This window comes from Capsulimonas sp., from assembly GCF_039929585.1.
Classification (GTDB): Bacteria; Armatimonadota; Armatimonadia; order Armatimonadales; family Capsulimonadaceae; genus Capsulimonas.
Map to the genome: position 1 here is coordinate 1 of NZ_JBDSQY010000036.1, position 18,301 is coordinate 18,301.

Sequence of the window (18,301 nt, forward strand, 5' to 3'; positions counted from 1 at the left end):
GAGACGCCACTGGCTTTGGAAACATCAAGAGACATTTCGAAGGAGAAACAATCCTAATAATGTGTAAAGGATGTCGCCGGTCTAAAGTGTAAAGCATGTCCCTGTTCATACAGGGGGATGAGGGCCACAGACACAAAAAACGCCTCGGGCAAATGCCCGAGGCGTTTTTTGTTGAATTGGTCATTCGGCTTTAGTCGGCTCAACTCGCGCCGCGTCGTCCGCCGGCGCTGTTCCCAGCGTGCCTTCAACAGAACTTACCACGCGCTCGCGGCCTTCCGCGATTGCGTCAGCGGCGTGTGTCTTCCAATTGCCCGCTTTCGAGGCAATCTCCTCACGCAGATCTTTGCCGGACTTCGGCGCTAAGAGCAATGCGGCGACGGCGCCGATTGCTGCGCCTACGACGACGGCGATCAGACCGGCCGCGCCGTCCGCAGGCCGCGAGCCAAAACGGTCATCCTGTCCAAAATCGAAATTGTCAGCCATATCAAACGATATCCGTTGCGGCGATAAGTTCAAACAGCCGTCCCAGGTTGAGCGCTTTTTCAGCGGTGGCCTTCGTCACGACTTCGCCCTTGCGGATCAGCGGGAAGCCAAAATATCCCGCCACATCGCGCTGCGCGGTGCGGCCGATAATAGGATCGACGAACCCGATGTCGTCGGAATTGTTCGCGAGCGCGAGGTTATCCATCGCGCTCATGCCGGACGTGCCCGCCGGCGTGCCTTTGGTTTCAGCCATTGCGTATTCTAGTTCAAACCTTCCGTTATCATTTCCGAGAAGCCGAGTCTTTACGCGATATCGGCAAAATCATACGCCAGGTTCATAATCGTATCAAACCGGCCAAGGCGCAGAACGCGCTCCGGCTGACGTCCTGGGGTGAGCAGGATGTGCAGGGCGCGCGCATCCGGCGCCAAGCGCTTGCGCGCCTCCACCAGGAGAGCGAGGCCCGCGCTGTCGATAAAATCAACGCGGCTCAAATCGACGATGACCGCGGACTTGGAGCCGTTGTTGACGGCTTCCAGAACTGGCTCGCGCAGCTGATTGACCGTGGTGAGATCTACCTCGCCAACGGCTTCGATCAGTGCTCCCTTATCCGTGGGGCGGTTATTAACCGTAAGTTGGGCAGCGTTCAATACAAGAAGTCTCCTGAGGTAACCGCAGTATGATCTGGCGGTGTGTTTTGCGTGGCTGCGTTGATGCGCAGCGCAACATTTGGAGTTTTTAGTAGCAACAGTATATCTGAGTTATTTACGAGAGTCAAGAGACCTCAAGGAACAGGGCATTGAATTCCCTCATCGATTTTCCCTCCAAAAACAACGTTATTCAACTGCGGGCGTCAAACACTTCAAAACATCCATACCGTTTTGCCTCCACTCGATAGGAGGCGTCTGCAATTCACCCGGGCGACACACGTAAGAAACGCCCGCATCTTCCAGGATCCGCCGCAGCGATAAGGGAATGTCTCCGGAAGCCGCGACGGCGCAGCCTTGCAGCGCGCCAGTAACTTCGGCCAGGGCTTCCGGCAAGACGTCCACCGACGAAAGCGACTGTACGTTGATGACCCCATGGGTCGGCGATGCGGCAAATTGCCGGCGGCGCGGTCGAACGACCGTGTAACGCAGGTCCGTATCTTCCCAAAGCCGATCACCCATCATCCGGGCCAGCGTCCGATGCCGGCGCACCTGAGCGGCGGCGGCGACGGTCACAGGCGCGGAGAAGCTCTCCATCGACATACGCCTGAGAGCGACGGCCAGACGCTCCGCAAAGTCGTCCGCATCGTAGACATCCCCAATCACATAGATCGAGTGCGGTGAGAGGCACCCGCTTTGATCGTATGTCAGCACATCACGCGCGAAGTCGGCTGCGGCGCGAATGCCGTCTGCGGCGGTAAGGGCGATCCCCATGGACAGCCGATGCCCGTATCCCAAGAAAGGCGCCTGAGGGCGGTATCCTTGGAGCTGTTCAATCGTCGCGTCGTCACCATAAGCGATCAAACAATCCGTTTGTAGTGCAAGAGTTTCGTCCAGATCGCGTGTTCCGCCGGCCCATTCCCACATCTCCACGCAGCGCACGAGGCTGGGATCGGTTTCGGCAAGCAGCGTATGAAACACCCTGCCCCACTGTGCGGCGGATCCTGTCGGAAGCTTGACGAGCGAGGCGCTGCGCACCAGCAAGGCGCGTACAACACTGGTCCAGGCAAGCAGAGGCGTGTTCCCCGCAATCACATGGCCTACGACAACATACCCAAGACTGTCGGTAACCCCTTCATTTTTTTGCAGATGGCGCAACGAATCCCGCGACATCGACTGGAGCAGCGCATTAAGACTGGGCCGCACCATCGAAAACGGAAACGGCTCTGTTAGCGTTTCGAGCTGCGCTGCGGCCGCGCTCTCGCCCCTGAGACAGCGCTCCGCGAGAAGGCTCAGCGCTTCAACGACATCGAGCGACGACTTTGGAAGCAAAACAGCCTCCCGCGCCGCTCTCAGCCGTATGGCGGCTTCCTGAATGTCGGTTACTGTCGCGCCCATAATTCCTCGACAGTCAGCGAGCACCCGCGCAGCTCCGCGTCGGTTGCACGACCGCGCAGCGAAAACCCGCCTGCGTCCATCACACCCATATCTTCCGTCTGAACCGCCATTACCGAGTTGTAGTTCGCCAGATCGAAGTGCGTGAGCAGCCCCGGCTGCCCCGCAGCCGCCTCTTGTCCCGTCACCGGATCGATCGCGACAGTGCGCACCCAATGCGGACCACGCTTCACGGCGTCCAATCCACGACTGTAAAATTGCGACGCCATCTCGGACATGCCGTATTCACTATAACACGAAGCAATAGGAACGCCCAAGCGGTCCTGAAACATTTGATAAAGCTCTTCTCGCGCGACTTCGCGAGTTCGTCCTTTGAAGCCGCCCGTCTCAATCACAATACTGCCTTCCGGCAAGCTCCAATGATCTTCCGACACGTCAAAGAGACCAATAAAGGCGAAGGCTGCGCCAAACAATACGATCGGACCGTCAAGTTTCGCAAGATCCTCGGATAACGCCGCGTTCTGATCCCAGTAAAAACGTTCGGCGCGTAGATCACCCAGCATATGCGAGAGCGATGAATGCGGAGCGTCGTCCGGCGCGGGCATCATCGCCCAGATCGGCAAATCCCGCGCGCCGGGAATCCCCAGTTCAAAGCCACGCTTCAGACTGATCTCGTAAAGCGCGAGCGCATCGGCGTCCATATAGTGTTTGCCGGCCTCACGCAGCGTCGTGCCCGACGAGTGAAAAATGCGGACAGCGCTCTCGGAAGGCGTGCAGCTCAGATCGAAGAGCTTGAACGCTTGTGAAGGCGTGGCGGGGATCAACCGCCAACGATCAATCGAACCGGGCTTCACATCCAGGCTCTCGCACAGTCGTCGATAGACTTCATTCTTTTCGTACTGCCGCGCGAACAGCTCCAGCGCGAGCGCGTTGAACTGCTCCTCGTCGTTGCCGCCCGGTTCCTGGGCGATGAATGCGGCGATATTCCGCGCAAGGGTCTCCATACGGGTATTATACTGCTCATGCGTCAAAATTTTTCACGTCGAGGGCTGGAGCTCGCCCTCTTGCTGCCGATGTCCGCAGTGCTCGCTCTTGGCTTTTTTCTTTTATTCCAGAGTAAGCTGCTCACGGCCACTCTGCCCGCGAACGCCGTCAACATCAATCAAGCGACTGCTCCGCAGCTTGTCAAAAGGCTCGGCCTGCCCGCGATCCTCGCGCAGCAGATCGTCGATGAGCGTCAAAAGCTTCGCGGTCATGCGTTTGGGTCCACATCGCAGATGCGCCATCTCAAGCCGCTCGCCGCTTCGGGAGTCGATCTGGACGATGACCTGCTGATCGTGCGCAGCAAGGCCGGCGGCGCGAGTGAATACTGGCAGGGCGTCGGTTTTTTCTTCCTTGCCTTCCTGCTGGCGCACATCTACCTTCGCAAAACCGCCCCGAGCGCCGATCCGTTCCTGCTGCCGCTGATTGAGATCCTCTGCGGCGTGGGCTTGATGATGGTTTATACCGTGAAAGATCCCTTTCGGGATACATTCTCTTTCCTCGGCCAGATCCGCGGCGTCGCCCTCTATGGAATGATCGCGCTGGCGATCCCGCTGCTCAAGCCGTTTTCACGGATTGTTCTCAGACGCTATCAATATGTCTACGCTGTGGCGGCCATCGTGCTGATGGTGCTGCAAATCTTAGTCGGCTCCGGACCGGGCGGCGTCCACCTCCAATTGTTCGGCTTTGAGCCGGTCGAAGTGATCAAGATTCTTCTGGTGCTGTTCGTGGTGTCTTATCTGACACAGCGCCCGGACGCCCTGGACAGCCCGATCAATCCCCTCCCCCGCGTTCAGGACTTCGGTCCACTGGCGATCATCTACGCAAGCGTTCTACTGCTGTTCGTCGCGATGAAGGACTTGGGGCCGGCCGTTCTGCTCTTCGGAACGTTCCTGACGATTGTGTATCTCGCCACGCAGCGCAAAATCTATCCTCTCGTCGGCGGCTCCCTATTGCTGATCGCAGGCTTTATCGGCTACAAAATCCACCTTGGTTTTTTCGCGACTCGTGTGACGATGTGGCTCAACCCCTGGGAGAACACCGACGCCAAGGGCGCGCAGCTGGGTCAGGGTCTCTGGGGAATGGCGACGGGCGGCATCTTCGGCAGCGGTCTTGGGATGGGCAATCCCGGCATGATCCCGCGCGGCGGCTCCGACCTGATCTTCGCCTCCATCGGCGAGGAGATGGGATTGATCGGCGCGATCTGCATTTTGATCGTCTATGTGCTGATCTGCGTTCGCGGGTTTCGCATCGCGCTGCAAGCCGTCACTCATTTTGACCGATTGCTGGCGGCTGGCCTCACGACGCTGCTGACGCTGCAAACCATGATCATCGTCGGCGGCGTCACGGGCTTTCTGCCGCTGACCGGCATCACCCTGCCCTTCGTGTCGTTCGGAACGTCGTCGCTGGTGGTCAACTTCTTCTCCATCGGTCTGCTGCTGCACCTGTCGTCGAAGACGCTTCCAAACGATGTGACAGACGTCGCCTCGTCGGCCTGGGCGCGCTCGGCGCGGATCGTGACAGTCGCTATGGCCGCCTATTTACTCATCGAGATCGGCGTCTTTCGACTCTTTTACATTCAGGGGATCGCGGATACGTCGATTGCCAGCCGCGCCATTCGAACCCCGGACCGGGACCTGGTGACGCGCGATCATGTCAATCCTCGCCTGCGGATCTACGCCAACGCTATCCCGCGCGGGACGATCTACGACCGCAATGGGCGCGTCCTGGCCGTCAGCGCTACGTCCGAGCAAATGTCCCAGGCGACCGGTCTGCTCAATCCTGATGGCCGCATGCGCGTTTACCCCGGCGGTCCCGCCTGCGCCCACTTGATTTACGCAGTGGAAGGCGATCGCAGCCCGACAAACGCGCTCGGCCGCAATGGCGACCTGCGCGGGTATGCGAGCTACGCCGATCTGCTGACTGCCTATCGACTTCGCTACCTGCCCGGCGCGCCGCGCCCAAAGGGCGAAGACGTTCATCTGTCGATCGATCTCGATTTGCAGCAAGCGGCGTCACGCGCGCTGCTGGACAGCGCACACTCGGTTCACGACCGGCGCACCGGCAAATCCAAGGACAGCGGAGCAGCCGTTGCGATCGATGTCGCGACAGGCGAGGTGCTGGCCGCCGTCACCGCGCCGACCTTCGATCCGGCGACGGTCACCGGCGCCGGCATGGCGCAGCTTCTCGCGGACAAAGACAAGCGGGCGACGCTCGTCAACCGCGCCGTGCGCGGCCTTTATCCGCCGGGATCGACCTTCAAGGTCGTGACGGCGGCGGCCGCCTTCGAGCAAGGCCTTCAAAGCACGATCGTCAATTGCCCACACACCGAGTACAACGTCAAGTGGCGTTACAACGGCGTCCGTTACGCCCGCCGCCGTATCACCGACGACTCGGAGTTCTCCGCGCATGGCTCAACGGATATGCCGGAGGCGCTCGCCGTTTCGTGCAACATCTACTTCGCACATTTGGGACTTCAAATTGGCCCGGAGGCGCTGGAGAAGACCGCAACGGAAGGCTTTGGCCTGGCGTACTTCCCCAAGCTCAAGGCGCTAGGAGAAGACCTGCCCGACTGCTCGTATGGCCAGGGAACCGTGCGCACAACGCCGACAGAGATGGCGGAGGTTGCGCAGACGGTCGCGAACGGCGGTATCCACATTCCGGCGCGGTTCTTCCATGATGCGTCCACACAGGCGCACGCGACGACGGTGCTGACGGTCGATCAGGCGGCGCAGCTTCAGGCGATGCTCGCGGGGGTCGTCACCGGCGGCACGGCGCGCGGCGTATTCAATGGCCTCCCCGTCAGCGTCGCCGGCAAAACCGGCAGCGCGCAGAACGATCAGGGAGATAAGCAGACGCACTCCTGGTTCATCGGCTCCGCGCCGGCGGACCACCCCAGCGTGGCGTTCTCCTGCGTGATCGAGAACGGCGGCCACGGGCGCAGCGCCGCCGGTCCGGTCTGCCGCGCCATCGTGTCTCAGGTCTTTTCTCCGCAAGGATCATCATCCAAGCATTAGGCGCGTGAGGCTCTCCAGAAACCGCTTGCTTCCGCCGACAATCAGAATAGGCCAATCTTTGCGATTGCGCCGAACGATTGGCGCGACCGGGAGAGCTCTCACGATGACTAACGTACAGAATGTTCCGCTGGATCAGATCCTCACGAACGAAGGACAGCCGCGAAAGTCCTTCTACCAGGAAAGCCTGGAAGAGCTTGCCACGTCGATCAAAGAGCGCGGCGTTCTGGAGCCGATCGTCGTCCGTCCCTTCAAGGGGCCGGATGGCTCGGATAAGTTCCAGATCGTCATGGGCGAGCGCCGCTACCGCGCCTCGCGCCTCGCCGGCCTCAAGGCCATCCCCGCCGTCATCAAGGAGATGAGCGACGAGGACGCGCAGGCCGACGCCCTCTTAGAGAATTTCCAGCGCGAAGATCTCAACCCGATTGAAAAGGCCCGAGCCATCCAGGGCCTGCTGACATTTATGTCCTGGGAAAAGTGCGGCAAGACGCTGGGCGTCTCCGAAACCACTCTGCGCCGCTCGCTGGAACTCCTGGAACTGCCCCTTTTCGTGCAGAACGAGCTGGCGCTGCGCGCCATCCCCGGACAGACCACGCTTTCCGAAGGCCACGCCCGCGCCCTCGGCGCGCTGAACCACGATCCCGCCACTCAGAAGCGCCTGGTCGAGAAGATCAAGGCGGAGAAGCTCAACCTGGGCGACGCCGAAAAAATAATCGACGCGATTAATAAATATCCCGACAAGCGCGAGGCGTTTCTGCGCGTCCCAATTCAGATCACCGACCAGCTGCTCAAGACCATGGGTGTCCGCGCCGAGAAGGCGAAGCCATACAAGCCGGCGACGGCCGAGCAGCATATGAAAGCCATCGATAAGATCGGTAATCAACTGAGCGACCTGCTCGACGAGCGCGTGATCGAATATCTCTCCGCCGTGCAGATGAACCAGCTGCTCGCCACCTGCGCCGAGCTTCAGCGCGGCCTGGACGAGTTCAACCGCAAGGTCCGCTTGGCGCTCAAATCCAAAGAGTTCGGCTTCCAGGAAACCTACATCCACTGCCCCCTGTGTGGCCGCGTGGAGCTCGTCGGCAGCCTCCGCTGTTCCGTCTGCTGGTCTATCCTGCGCCGCTGCTACGACTGCGGCAACTACGACCGTCCCGCCGAAAAATGCGGCGTCAACAACGCGCAGATCTACGTGAACGAGGCGGAGAACCCGAAAGAGTACTCCAAGAGCTACAAGTGCCCGGACTACAAACCGAAGTACGAGGCGCAGGCGGTAAAGACGCTGAAAATCGCGGCGTAGATGCTGGTCATTCCCAGTAGTCTTCCCATTTGTCCGCGAACGCCTGCCTCAGTCGCACCTGGTAGGATTCGGTTTTGATCTTGCACATCCAGAGGTCGCTCCCGCCGGCGCCGCCTTTGCAAACGACGCCTTCCGGCGTGCCGTATTTATCAAGCCGGACATCTTCCGCGAATTGCCCGGTGAGTTTGCCTTCGTAGACGACGCGCGCAATATTCAGATGTCCAAAGTCAGTGACAAACTGTTTTGGGCCAATCATGCCGAACGGCTCCGCCCAGACGTCAAAGAGCCTTAGTTCCTTCGTATCATCCGTCTTATGCAGTCCGGCGAATGATTCGCGGCCCAGAAATTCGGTAAAAACCTTCAAGCTGGGATAAGCCAGATAGTTCGGATTTTGCTGAAAAATCTGTTCAAGCCCTAACGCCAAAGTCTCCTGGAATACTGCGGCGCATCCGCTCAGGTTCTCATGCGCCTGGGTAAATTGCGCTACGCCCGCTTCGGTGAGATTGAATGCATCACGGCGCGTCCCAAAACTGTGCCAGCCGAAATCACGATCCCAGTCCCAGTGAAGGTTCGTGCCGTCGTACTTCTCAAACGCGATGCAGCGAGTTTGCGGACATTTTCGACTGCTTGGAATTTTTGGATAATGCAGCATGGATGGTAACTTTCGTTGAGCGAAGCGCGGCAAGGCCGCCAGTTGCACCTATAGTACATTTTCTGTGAAGCCGACGTCAATATCCGAGAGAGTGTCTGACAGTACCACCCTTCCTCTGCTTGACATCCCCACCGCCTTTTGCTAAAATTGCGTCATGAAGATTACCACGCCGCTGGCTTTGCTTTGCCTGCTGGCTGTATCGCACTGCGCGCCGGCGCAAGTCACGCTGGCTGTTCCCACAAACCCGGCGACCGATCCGAAGAACGCTCCCGCTCCGGTGGCGCCCGGCGCTGTCACGCCTCCCTTCCCCACAACGCCCGCCGCGCCGCAGCCGCCATTGTCGGTGACGGCTGCCGAGCGGCAGTACTTCGCCTTTGGGTATTCGCTCGCGAAGGCCGCGTTCTCTTATGCGGAGCTAGCGAAGCGCGCAACCAAGATCACGAAAATTAAAGATAAGAATAAGGCGGTGCAGGAGCTGGGAAACTTGCTGCCGATCGCGGAGCGCAACCGGGAGATGGCCAAGGGCAGCTTCTCAGATGCGCTGACGACGATGCGCGCCCTGCACGCGGCTCCCCAGGCGACCGCAACAATCTCGAACGCCGTGCAGCGACTGAACAAACCGCTGGCGCTAGTGGGTGAGGCGCATGATGTCGCGCTGCAAAGCCCGAACGCCGGCCGAGCGCTGGCGTCGCTCAACGAATTCGAGCGTCTGTCGGGCCTTTCGGAGAACGCCACGATCAAGCAGTGGATCGCCTCGCCGGCCGTGCCTGCGTCCGGTAAGGTCTGGTATGCCGAAGGGCTGATCGCGGGTCTGGCGGAAATCTCCGCTCAGGAACAGATGCCGGATCTGCTGCCGCCGCTTTCCGAAATTACCACGGACCTTCGCGGCATGCGCGACTGGCTGGTGCTGCGCTTTCCGGACAAGCCGTCCGCCGAGCAGAATGACCTCAAGTCCAGACTAAACAAGTTCTTAGTGCAGGCAGCCCCGTCCAGCAAGTCCAGCCGATTGATGACGCTCGCGGAGCTCAAGCAGCTCGGCGATATCTGCCGCGACCTGCGCCTGCAATTGCTGCCCGACACCGCGCCGAAAGCGCCTCCGCCAATCGCTCCTCCGGGGGTAAACGCGCCGCCGATCGCAACGCCCGCGTAACTTCCACCAAAACGCAGCCATCCCTCGTTTTAGACATCCGTGTCGGTGCTGTAAGCCAGATCCTTCTGCGCTTCCAAAGCCGCCAATCGATCCGTAAGCGCCTGATGCACACGCTCGTAAGCGTCACCGCCGAACAGCAAGCGTTGCGGCGCAGGCGTGACATCCACGGAGTCGATCATCGCTTGGGCCACTTTCACAGCGTCCCCAGGCGCTTTGAATTCACCGGACGCGACGGCGCGGCGCACTTCGCCGGCGGGCGTATTGTCGTAAACTTCCATCGGCGGAGGGCTGACGATTCCACCACCGAAGTTCGTGCGCGTCGGTCCCGGTTCGATGATCGTAAACGCGATCTGGAACGGCGCGACTTCCTTGGCGACTGTTTCGACAAACCCCTCAATCCCCCATTTGGTCGTGTGGTACAGACTGAAATTTGGATAGGTGATCTGCCCGCCTTCGGACGAGACCTGGAGAATGCGTCCCCCGCCCTGCTCACGAAGATGTGGCAGCGCGGCGCGGATCAGCTGTATCGATCCGATAAGATTAGTGTTGATCTGCTGAACGATCTGATCGTCCTGTAATTCTTCGCCGGCTCCAACGAGCGCGTAGCCGGCATTGCTGACGATCGCATCGATCCGGCCCAGATCCCGAAATGCTTCCTCCACGACGTGACGGATCGCCGCCGTATCAGTCACGTCCAATGACCGTACCCAAAGCTGTTCCCCATATTGCGCCTTTAAGTCGTCCAAGCTTTCCGTCTTGCGAGCCGTGGCCGCGACGCGTTCGCCTTTGGCGAGCAGCAGTTCGGTAAGATGGCGGCCGATGCCGCTGGATGTGCCGGTAATAAACCATGTGCGCGGTGTGATCATCTGTGGTAACTCCTTATCCATTGAGAGTAAGCTTAGAGCAGCTTCGTCATTGCGATCAGACGGCAGTCCTCAAGCGCCGCCAGTCGATGAGGAGCGGCTTCTGTCCGATATTCTTCACTGTCCACGACGCGCCGAAAGGCGGCGAAGCTGGGATACTCCACGATGGCGACATCGTCCCACAGTTCGTCGGCTGGCCCAACGAGGCGCGCCAGCGCCGCGCCGACCCAAACAGGGCGAGCTCCTGCGTCCGCAATCTGGTTGAAGACGGGAACATACCGCTCGTGAAACGCCTCGCGTCCCGAGCACGGCGCTGCGTCCGCACGGTCATTGTAGTCGGCTTGCTCCTTGTAGCGAAGCAAGTTCAGGATAAACACGGGACCGTCGCCGGGAAGCAAGCCCGAGGCCTCGGCGACTGATGCCGCGTCAATTTCGATCGTTCGCATTGTCTTAGTCTCCCATAAAGAAATTTCCTCTAATTAGACATTTGACTTTATTTGTCTATATGACTATTATGGACATATAGACAATAAATGTCAACTTTCTCAGCACAAATATGTCATTATTTTGTTATGAGCAGTGAAAAAGAAGAACGCATCCTCAAGGCGGCGCGGGACGTGTTCGCGCGCTATGGCTATGTCCGCACCACGATGGCCGATGTCGCGAAAGCGGCGGGAATATCGCGCCCGGCGCTGTATTTGGTGTTTCCTAAAAAGGAAGAGCTTTTTGGGGCCGTGATCCACCGGATGAACGATGATATCTTTGAGAGGATCCACGCCCAGCTCGCCGCGCACAAGACACTGGAACAGAAGCTTACGCTTGGCTTCGAGTTATGGGTGGGGCAATCATTCGATCTCGCTTACTCCAGTCCTGACGCCAGGGATTTGTTCGAGTACGAAAATCCGGCGATGCAGGAGGTGGCGGCCGAGTTTCAGGCGTTTCTGGCCGATCTGCTTCGGGAAGCTGTCCGTGCTTCAACACTGAAGGTGACGCCAGAAGAATTAGCCCAGGCGCTGCTATTTGCGGTCCACGGCTTCAAAACAGTCGCTAAAGACGGCGCGGATCTGCGGCGCATGATCGCGATCCAGATATCACTGACCATCGCCGCGCTGAACGCCTCTGTTTGACGAAATTCTGTTACTCCAGACAAACAAAAAACCGATCCCCTTGCGGAGATCGGTTTTTCTGGTTTTGTCCGAACGAACTTACTTGTGGACGCTCTCGCCCTTGACGTCCTGCGCGGCTTCCATGACGGCTTCCGACAGGGTCGGGTGGCCGTGGATCGTGTGCATGAGTTCTTCGATCGTCGACTCCAGCTTGATGGAGACGCAGACTTCATGGATCAGGTCCGTGGCGTGCGGGCCGACGATGTGCGCGCCCAGGATCTCGCCGTACTTGGCGTCGGTCACGATCTTGACCATACCGACGTTTTCGTTGATCGCCATCGCCTTGCCAAGCGCCTTGAAGGTGAACTTGCCGACTTTGACATCATAGCCCTGCTCGCGCGCTTCCTTCTCGGTAAGGCCCGTCACGGCGATCTCCGGCTCGGTGTAGACGCACGCCGGGATCGCGCGGCGATCCATCTCGACATTGTGCCCCATCGCGTTCTCAGCGGCGACTTCGCCTTCACGGGTCGCAACGTGCGCGAGGCCGCCGCCGGCGGCGTCACCGATCGCGTAGATGTTCGGGACGTTGGTGCGCAGGAACGAGTCTGCGATGATCTTACGGCGATCCATCGCGATGCCGGCGTTCTCCAGGCCCAAACCGTTGGTGTAGGGCGCGCGGCCCACGGCCACCAGCAGCTTGTCGAACTCCAGCTCGCCGTCGCCGTCCTTCTCGCTCACGTACTTCAGCTTGCGATTTGCGACATCCACAGCGACGACCTTGGTGCTGGTCATGATCTTGATGCCGGACTTCGTCAGCAGCTTGTGCAGCTCGCCCGAAATCTCAGGATCGATCGTCGGCAGAATGGTCGGCATCAGCTCGATCAGTGTGACTTCCGCGCCCAGGCCACGATACGCGTAGGCGAACTCGGTGCCGACAGCGCCGCTGCCCATGACTGCAAGGCGCTTGGGAAGCTCGGTCGCGGAAACGGCCTCGTTGCTGGTCCAGATCGCCGTGCCGCCGAGCTTGCCTTCGCCGCGGCGCTTGCGCGCTTCGCGGTTATCGATAAAGACATCGGAGTCGGCGCCGCCCTGGTCCAGGCCAGGGATCGGCAGGGCCGCCGGAACGCTGCCGGTGGCGAGAATGATCGACGCCGTGGTGATCTTCTCGACCGTGCCGTCATGCGCGGTCACTTCAACCGTGTGGGCGTCTAGCAGCTTGCCTTTGCCGCCGATAAAGCGGACCTTGTTCTTCTTCAGGAGGAACTCGACGCCGCTTACCAGGGTCGTCACGACTTTATCCTTGCGCGCCATGACCTTGCCGAAGTCGTAGCCGACCTCGCCGAGCGTCAGACCGAAGTCGGCCGCGTGCTTGGCCTGATCCAGGGCGGCGACAGAGCCGATGATGGTCTTCGTCGGAATACAGCCCCAGTTCAAACAGGTGCCGCCCGCCTTGTCAAAATCGATACAAACGACCTTGCCGCCAAGCTGCGCGGCCTTGATCGCGGCGGGATAGCCGCCGGGGCCGCCGCCAATCACAATCACATCGACATCATACTGCGCCATTATCGTGTCCTTATGTCCGCACGGAAAATCGGCGCCGGAAACAAACAATGTCTGCCGGCGCCGTACTCGAAAAACGATGGTGCCCAGAGCGGGACTCGAACCCGCACGGGTTTCCCCGGGGGATTTTAAGTCCCCTGTGTCTGCCATTCCACCACCCGGGCGTTTACGCCAATAAGTATAGCATACGAGCCCGAGCGAAGTCAAACCACGCGGCGTGTCGTTCGTCTTGACAATCAGCCCCCAAAAAGGCTACCATAACGGTGAAAAACGCTGAGCACTCTTATGAATACAATCGAAGAAATCGACAGCATTCTGACGGCGCGCGTCTTCGCCGTGGCCGGAGCTTCACGTAACCCCGAGAAGTACGGTAGCCTCGTCTTTCACGCGCTGAAAAACGACGGCAAGAGCGTGTATCCTATTAATCCTAACGCTGCGGACATAGAGGGAGTTCCCTGCTACCCGAGCATCACCGCCGCGCCTGCTGACGCCGAAGTCGCGGTGTTCATCACCCCGCCCGCAGTGACGGAAGCCGGCGTCGCGGAAGCCCTGGCGCGCGGGATCACAAAGTTCTGGATGCAGCCCGGCGCGGAATCGGCCAACGCGATTGCGCAGTGCGAAGCGGCCGGAGCATCGTTTGTCGCGGGCGGTCCCTGCATCATGGTGATGCTGAAAACACGCAAGCACTGACACGATCCATTTTTTGCAATTATCAAACGACGAGGTGACGGAAGAGATATGGAAAAGAAGAGCAGCTATCACTGCATCGACGGCCGCAGCTACGATGTCACGATGACCTGGAACGAGCAGTTCAAGGACACGGACAAGATTTTCAAGGCGGACTTTATCGCGATCGACCAGTCCAACAGCCGCAAGCTGGTCCTGCCCCGCGAGATCGCAACCTACGCGATCGGCGATCCCGAAGAGCCGCTGGGCGAACGCGTCAAGTACTACTACAACGGCAATCGTGAAGAGCTGATGTCGGACTATCTCACCACGGCGTACCGCCGCGTATGCGATTGGATCGAACGCGGCAAATAGCACTATTCCCATACAGCAGCGAGGCCTCACCGAACATTCGGCGAGGCTTCGTTTATTTTGGGAACCATTCCCGCTTGGACCAATGTCGGCGGCGCTCCAAAATGACGCCGCACCACTTTATTGAACAAGTGCAGATCGGGAATTCCGACATCGGCGGCGATCGATTTTATGGGCTGGCTGGAATATGTCAGCAGGTAATGCGCCCGGCTCATCCGCTGCTGGGTCAGATAGCTTTTGACGGGCATTGCCAGCTCCGCATGAAATAATCGATTGAGATGGCAGTGCGAAACCCCGGCCGCGCGCGCGATCTCCGGGACGCCGATTGGCTGGTCTAATCGCAGGGCGATAAACTGCCGTGCGCGAGCGACGGCGGGATGATCCCCCACAGCTTCAGGACCACGCGAACCACCCCGCTCAGACAATCGACAGACAAACTCCCAAATCTTCATCTCCGCCCGCCACCCCCGCGTCGCGGAGAGTCCGATCGCTTCCTCAAACAGCCTTTCCATCTCGCCTCGATCATGGTCTAAGTACTGCATTACGGGCACGCACACGCCGCCGCGAGAGCCGTTCAAAGCCAGGTGGGCGTAGTAAAAACTCCCCGGCCGGCTCAGATGGTATTCGGAGTGCGTGTCCGGCGGCAAAAAGCTCACCGCCCCCGGCCGGATGGGATAAATCAGTGTCGTGTCTCCAAACCATTCTGGATTCGTGAGCCGTATTTCCCCCTCATCATGGTAAAGATGCAATTGCCACAATCCGGCGAGAAAATATTTGTGCGCGCCGCTTTGTCCAAAGGAGGCGGGGCCATTCTGCATCAAACTCGGCGCTTGTTGCAGAGGGGGTTCGGCCAGAATTATTTCTTTTCCCATGATCAAATATTACCACGGATGTTCAAAGGAGGCAATTGCCGTACGAAGCCATAGACCTTATAATAGTCACAGATTGGCCTTTCTTCGTACAAAGGCAATGATTATTCAAGACCAAGACGTCAGGAATGAACTTATGATATCAAATCACGCTCTGCCACTCGGCCAGCTCTTGACGCTGTCGGCGCTGGCCGCCGCATTACTGGTCGCCGCCACGCCGGCAGTGGCTCAGAAGAAGACCGTCGGCCCGGCGCCGACAAGTAAGAAAATGGCGTGGTGGCGCGACGCCCGCTTCGGCCTGTTCATCCATTGGGGCCCGGTCAGCCAGACGGGACAGGAGATCAGCTGGTCCCGCGCCAACTCCAACCCACACTGCCCGAACAACGGGAATATTCCCGTGGATGTCTATGATAATCTCTACAAAACGTTCGATCCGACGGAGTTCGACGCGAGCGCTTGGGTGGATGTCGCCAGCCGCGCGGGCATGAAGTATATGGTTTTGACAGCGAAGCACTGCGACGGATTTCTGCTCTGGCCCTCCAAGGCCAGCGACTACAACATATCGTCGACGCCGTATCAGAAAGATATCTGCGGCGCCCTCGCCGATGCGGCTCATAAGAAGAAAATGAAGATCGGCTGGTACTATTCCCCCATGGACTGGCGCGATCCCGACTTCCGCACGGAGAAAAACCCCGCCTTTATCGACCGAATGCACACGGAGCTGCATGAACTTTTGGCCAATTACGGCAAGATCGATATGCTCTGGTTCGACTGGGATTGCGGAGACCCGATGTACGATCAGGCAAACACTTACAAGCTGGTCACTAAGCTCCAGGCAAAGATGCTGATTAACAACCGTTTGGATCTGGGACCGCACGATAGTAATCGCCAGCTGCTTTCCCAGTACGCGAGTTACTACACGCCCGAGCAGGAACTGGGTGCATACGACGACACAACGCCCTGGGAGACCTGCATGACCCTGGGCGAGCAATGGGCGTGGAAGCCGAATGAGAGGCTGAAAACCGTCTCCACGGTGGTCCGTGCGCTCGCAAGCTGCGCGGGCGGCGACGGCAACCTTCTGCTCAATGTCGGCCCGATGCCGGATGGCAGGATCGAGCCGCGCCAGGCTGAGATCCTGAACGGAGTTGGGGAATGGCTGAAGACACATGGAGACGCCATTTACGGAACGCGCGGCGGTCCGTACAAGCCATCGCCCAACTACACTTCCACCCGTAAGGGTAATACCGTCTACGTGCACGTTCTGAATTGGACCGGAGACGCCATTCAATTACCGGCCCTGCCGGCGCGGGTCCTCAAAGCCGAAGTGCTTGGCGACGGAACCGCGGCGTTCGAGCAATCGGCGAACGCTCTTACCCTGACGGTTCCCAGCGCCGCGCACGATCCGAACGACACCGTCATTGCTCTCACCCTCGACATCTCGGCAATGCGCCTCGCTCCAATCGACAGTGTTTACGCCGCCGGCGCGGCGTCCGCGTCCAACGTATATCAAAACAGCAGTGAATACGGGCCGGACAAAGCGTTTGATGGGAATGACGCCACCCGATGGGCGACGGACGGCGGAACAAAGGAAGCGTGGCTGCAACGGGATTACAAGACGCCGACTCAGATCGATGGGGTGAATATCAAAGAGGCCTATGCAAACCGCGTCGCATCTTTCCAGATCGAGTATCGGTCGTCGGACGACGGTCCATGGATCTCGATATTTCAGGGCAAGCAGATCGGAGCAGACTTTCACTGCCGCTTCGATCCGGTCACTGCGAAGTCCGTACGGCTAAAAGTCTTAGATGCATCTGACGGACCAACAATCACCGACGTGAACATACAAACGGTGGAGTAACACTACCAAGGAAAGTACTATAGATTGTCGCTGTACGCCTCAAGGGAGACAGTATTGGTGGAACGCCGTCCCATGGCGATCACGGTATAGGAACGACCGCCTTCAAGACGAAAGCTCGTGGGGCCGACGACTGGCCGCACGTCGTCCGACCCCGCATTGATCGCCTTGAAAGCGTAAGTCCCTGGATTAAGCAGCATCGGCTCGCTCTTGTGCGCGAAACGCGTCCCCTCCCCCGCCACGATATTGTTGACAAGGAACTCTAGCGGCCCCAGATCCGGTCCGGCATGAACGAACAGGACGCGCGCACGGTCCGATGGGACTTGCTCACGATCCTCTCGCCAGATCATCGTACGGACAGGATCGCCGTCGTGGCGTGGATCGATAGCAAGGACCGTATAGACCGCCCCGCGCTCCAGCGTGACCGAAACATTGGACGCCGCGCCCGCCTGCGCGGCGCTGGTCGCCATGGAGAGCGAATAATTCCCCGGCTCCGTCGCCTTGTACCCCGACGTGCTGCGAAATCGCGATCCACGCCATGCGTCGCGATCGTTCACGGAGAGCGTCAGATCCTCCGAACCAGAGACGGCGTTGATCACGCGAACGGCGGCGCCGCTCTCTAGATTGACCGTCTTATGGCGGCGGCAGCCTGTGGAGCATAGGGCGACGAAAAAAACGCTCAAAACCATGAGCGACGGACAGACAGACTTCCTTATCATAGATTAGCGATTCCCTCCCAACAACCAAAATTCCTGCCGAACGGGCGTGCGCCCATCGGAGCCAGACAAACGAAAAGCCGGTCACGCATTGCGTGACCGGCTTTTCATGTGGCGGGGGCACCAGGACTCGAACCCGGGACCTTCGGTTTTGGAGACCAACGCTCTACCAACTGAGCCATACCCCCAAAGAGAAGAGATCGGCCACTGCGTATAGAATACGCAGAGGCCGGCTCAACTATTTCGCTTCGCGGTGCAGCTTGTGCGCGCGGCAGCGGGGACAGAACTTGTTCAGTTCCAAGCGCTCGGGATGCTTACGCTTGTTCTTCGTCGTGGCGTATGTGCGCTCTTTGCACTCAGTACACGCCAAGTTCACAATGACTCGTGCTTCGTTTGCCATAACAGTGTCCTAAAGGCGGCGAGAAGGCAAAGTGATTTGCCTTCACGCCGCTAACCGTCGAAGTCCCTGCGGACTTAAAGAATAATCTTGCTGACGACGCCGGCGCCAACGGTGTGACCGCCTTCGCGGATTGCGAAGCGCAGGCCTTCCTCCATCGCGATCGGGGCGATCAGAGTGCCCGTGATCGAAACGTTATCGCCCGGCATAACCATCTCCA

General features: G+C 59.2%; 19 protein-coding genes, 2 tRNA genes and 1 pseudogene. 7 read left to right on the top strand and 15 right to left on the bottom strand.

The window, feature by feature from the left end:
• Positions 1-180: 180 nt before the first annotated feature.
• The 5 genes from ABIZ35_RS02125 to ABIZ35_RS02145 all read right to left on the bottom strand — a co-directional run bounded on the left by ABIZ35_RS02125 (position 181) and on the right by ABIZ35_RS02145 (position 3,527).
• Positions 181-483 (bottom strand): YtxH domain-containing protein, encoded by a 303-nt coding sequence (locus tag ABIZ35_RS02125; protein ID WP_348218223.1) that lies wholly within the window; start codon positions 481-483, stop codon positions 181-183.
• A gap of 1 nt (position 484) precedes the next feature.
• Positions 485-736: a hypothetical protein gene (locus tag ABIZ35_RS02130; RefSeq protein WP_348218224.1), complete on the bottom strand. Its 252-nt coding sequence runs from the start codon at positions 734-736 to the stop codon at positions 485-487.
• A gap of 50 nt (positions 737-786) precedes the next feature.
• Positions 787-1,131, bottom strand: coding sequence for an STAS domain-containing protein (locus ABIZ35_RS02135; protein WP_348218225.1), 345 nt, complete (start codon positions 1,129-1,131; stop codon positions 787-789).
• A gap of 186 nt (positions 1,132-1,317) precedes the next feature.
• Complete coding sequence (locus tag ABIZ35_RS02140; RefSeq protein WP_348218226.1) at positions 1,318-2,526, bottom strand: acyl-CoA reductase; 1,209 nt, start codon at positions 2,524-2,526, stop codon at positions 1,318-1,320.
• Complete coding sequence (locus ABIZ35_RS02145) at positions 2,511-3,527, bottom strand: hypothetical protein (protein ID WP_348218227.1); 1,017 nt, start codon at positions 3,525-3,527, stop codon at positions 2,511-2,513. Before ABIZ35_RS02145 ends, ABIZ35_RS02140 begins: the two co-directional genes overlap by 16 nt.
• 69 nt (positions 3,528-3,596) lie before the next feature.
• On the opposite strand from ABIZ35_RS02145, the gene ABIZ35_RS02150 reads away from it, so the two are divergent.
• Positions 3,597-6,581 (top strand): FtsW/RodA/SpoVE family cell cycle protein, encoded by a 2,985-nt coding sequence (locus ABIZ35_RS02150; protein WP_348218240.1) that lies wholly within the window; start codon positions 3,597-3,599, stop codon positions 6,579-6,581.
• A gap of 103 nt (positions 6,582-6,684) precedes the next feature.
• Positions 6,685-7,875, top strand: coding sequence for a ParB/RepB/Spo0J family partition protein (locus ABIZ35_RS02155; RefSeq protein ID WP_348218228.1), 1,191 nt, complete (start codon positions 6,685-6,687; stop codon positions 7,873-7,875).
• Positions 7,876-7,882: 7 nt separating this feature from the next.
• Here the strand turns inward: ABIZ35_RS02155 and ABIZ35_RS02160 are convergent, their stop codons facing one another.
• Complete coding sequence (locus ABIZ35_RS02160) at positions 7,883-8,527, bottom strand: RNA ligase family protein (protein ID WP_348218229.1); 645 nt, start codon at positions 8,525-8,527, stop codon at positions 7,883-7,885.
• A 154-nt stretch (positions 8,528-8,681) separates the two neighbouring features.
• On the opposite strand from ABIZ35_RS02160, the gene ABIZ35_RS02165 reads away from it, so the two are divergent.
• A complete protein-coding gene (locus ABIZ35_RS02165) occupies positions 8,682-9,677 on the top strand; it encodes a hypothetical protein (protein WP_348218230.1) in 996 nt (331 codons plus the stop codon).
• 29 nt (positions 9,678-9,706) lie between these two features.
• On the opposite strand, the gene ABIZ35_RS02170 is transcribed toward ABIZ35_RS02165, so the two are convergent.
• Together ABIZ35_RS02170 and ABIZ35_RS02175 are read right to left on the bottom strand one after the other, a co-directional pair.
• Complete coding sequence (locus tag ABIZ35_RS02170) at positions 9,707-10,543, bottom strand: SDR family oxidoreductase (protein WP_348218231.1); 837 nt, start codon at positions 10,541-10,543, stop codon at positions 9,707-9,709.
• Positions 10,544-10,575: 32 nt separating this feature from the next.
• Positions 10,576-10,986, bottom strand: a complete 411-nt coding sequence (locus ABIZ35_RS02175) for a hypothetical protein (protein ID WP_348218232.1) — start codon at positions 10,984-10,986, stop codon at positions 10,576-10,578.
• 126 nt (positions 10,987-11,112) lie between these two features.
• Here ABIZ35_RS02175 and ABIZ35_RS02180 point away from each other — a divergent pair, with 126 nt between their 5' ends.
• Entirely contained in the window at positions 11,113-11,667 is a 555-nt protein-coding gene (locus tag ABIZ35_RS02180; RefSeq protein WP_348218233.1) for a helix-turn-helix domain-containing protein, read from the top strand.
• Between the two features lie 78 nt (positions 11,668-11,745).
• Here the strand turns inward: ABIZ35_RS02180 and lpdA are convergent, their stop codons facing one another.
• Together lpdA and ABIZ35_RS02190 are read right to left on the bottom strand one after the other, a co-directional pair.
• A complete protein-coding gene (lpdA, locus tag ABIZ35_RS02185; RefSeq protein ID WP_348218234.1) occupies positions 11,746-13,209 on the bottom strand; it encodes a dihydrolipoyl dehydrogenase in 1,464 nt (487 codons plus the stop codon).
• Between the two features lie 77 nt (positions 13,210-13,286).
• Positions 13,287-13,370 (bottom strand) — tRNA-Leu (locus tag ABIZ35_RS02190).
• 121 nt (positions 13,371-13,491) lie between these two features.
• On the opposite strand from ABIZ35_RS02190, the gene ABIZ35_RS02195 reads away from it, so the two are divergent.
• Together ABIZ35_RS02195 and ABIZ35_RS02200 are read left to right on the top strand one after the other, a co-directional pair.
• A complete protein-coding gene (locus tag ABIZ35_RS02195; RefSeq protein WP_348218235.1) occupies positions 13,492-13,896 on the top strand; it encodes a CoA-binding protein in 405 nt (134 codons plus the stop codon).
• Positions 13,897-13,944: 48 nt separating this feature from the next.
• Positions 13,945-14,247 (top strand): hypothetical protein, encoded by a 303-nt coding sequence (locus ABIZ35_RS02200; RefSeq protein ID WP_348218236.1) that lies wholly within the window; start codon positions 13,945-13,947, stop codon positions 14,245-14,247.
• A gap of 26 nt (positions 14,248-14,273) precedes the next feature.
• On the opposite strand, the gene ABIZ35_RS02205 is transcribed toward ABIZ35_RS02200, so the two are convergent.
• On the bottom strand, positions 14,274-15,116 hold the full coding sequence (locus ABIZ35_RS02205; RefSeq protein WP_348218237.1) for an AraC family transcriptional regulator: 843 nt from the start codon (positions 15,114-15,116) through the stop codon (positions 14,274-14,276).
• 133 nt (positions 15,117-15,249) lie between these two features.
• On the opposite strand from ABIZ35_RS02205, the gene ABIZ35_RS02210 reads away from it, so the two are divergent.
• Positions 15,250-16,971, top strand: a complete 1,722-nt coding sequence (locus ABIZ35_RS02210; RefSeq protein ID WP_348218238.1) for an alpha-L-fucosidase — start codon at positions 15,250-15,252, stop codon at positions 16,969-16,971.
• A gap of 17 nt (positions 16,972-16,988) precedes the next feature.
• Here the strand turns inward: ABIZ35_RS02210 and ABIZ35_RS02215 are convergent, their stop codons facing one another.
• From ABIZ35_RS02215 to tuf, 4 genes and pseudogenes are all read right to left on the bottom strand, one after another.
• Positions 16,989-17,687 (bottom strand): DUF4397 domain-containing protein, encoded by a 699-nt coding sequence (locus ABIZ35_RS02215; protein WP_348218239.1) that lies wholly within the window; start codon positions 17,685-17,687, stop codon positions 16,989-16,991.
• A 109-nt stretch (positions 17,688-17,796) separates the two neighbouring features.
• Positions 17,797-17,872 (bottom strand) — tRNA-Trp (locus ABIZ35_RS02220).
• Positions 17,873-17,922: 50 nt separating this feature from the next.
• Positions 17,923-18,084, bottom strand: coding sequence for a 50S ribosomal protein L33 (gene rpmG, locus ABIZ35_RS02225; protein ID WP_119325145.1), 162 nt, complete (start codon positions 18,082-18,084; stop codon positions 17,923-17,925).
• A gap of 74 nt (positions 18,085-18,158) precedes the next feature.
• Positions 18,159-18,301, bottom strand: a pseudogene (tuf, locus tag ABIZ35_RS02230) (elongation factor Tu); the annotation flags it as partial.